Here is a 1,134-nt window from a genome sequence, read left to right as displayed (position 1 = left end):
CTCCATCCCCAGGCGTCCCCACCCCCCACGGCACCGGGCACGACGTGGGTGTGCCCCATGGACCCGGAGGTGCGGCGGGACGCGCCGGGGGCGTGCCCGAAGTGCGGCATGGCGCTGGAGCCGGACGCACCGCCGGCCCTGGAGACGCGGGTCGAGTACACCTGCCCGATGCACCCGGAGGTGGTGCGCGACGGGCCCGGCACCTGCCCGAAGTGCGGCATGGCGCTGGAGCCGCGAACGGTGACGGTGGAGGAGAAGCCGGATCCGGAGCTGCGTTCGATGACGCGGCGGTTCTGGGTGGGGCTGGCGCTGAGCGTGCCGCTGATGGCGCTGGGCATGTCGGACATGCTGCCGGGACAGCCCGTGCAGCACGCGGTGTCCCCGGCGGCCCTGCTGTGGGCGCAGTTCGCGCTGGCGACGCCGGTGGTGCTCTGGGTCGGGGCGCCGTTCTTCCAGCGGGGCTGGGCGTCGGTGCGCAACCGGCACCTCAACATGTTCACGCTCATCGCGTTGGGCGCGGGCGCGGCGTACCTGTTCAGCGTCGTCTCCACGCTGTTTCCGCACCTGTTGCCCGAAGGTGCGCGCACGGGCCACGGCGGCACCGCGCCCGTGTACTACGAGGCCGCCGCCATCATCCTCACGTTGGTGGCGCTGGGGCAGGTGCTGGAGCTGCGGGCCCGCCACGCGACGTCCGGGGCCCTGCGCGCGCTCCTCTCGCTGGCGCCCGCCACGGCGAGGCGCGTCGGGGACGACGGGCATGAAGAGGACGTGCCGCTGTCCTCGGTGCACGTGGGGGAACGGCTGCGGGTGCGCCCCGGGGAGAAGGTGCCGGTGGACGGCGAGGTGCTGGAGGGCGCGAGCGCGGTGGATGAATCGCTCGTCACCGGGGAGTCGGTGCCGGTGGAGAAGGGCCCGGGCGCGAAGGTGACGGGCGGCACGGTGAACGGCACGGGTTCACTGGTGATGCGCGCGGAGCGGGTGGGCCAGGACACGCTCCTGGCGCGCATCGTCCAGCGCGTCTCCGAGGCCCAGCGCACGCGGGCGCCCATCCAGCGGTTGGCGGACCGGGTGGCCGGCGTCTTCGTGCCCGCGGTCATCGCGGTGGCGGTGGTGACGGCGGGGGTCTGGGCGGTG

General features: G+C 74.4%; 1 protein-coding gene. It reads left to right on the top strand.

Annotated features, from left to right (window positions below; all coding sequences use genetic code 11):
• The coding region (locus tag D7V88_RS41695) for an HAD-IC family P-type ATPase (RefSeq protein ID WP_147449160.1) at nucleotides 1–1,134 on the top strand (1,134 nt) is incomplete at both ends.

Source organism: Corallococcus terminator (genome assembly GCF_003611635.1).
Classification (GTDB): domain Bacteria; phylum Myxococcota; class Myxococcia; order Myxococcales; family Myxococcaceae; genus Corallococcus; species Corallococcus terminator.
This window is presented reverse-complemented; position numbering and strand designations above follow the sequence as displayed.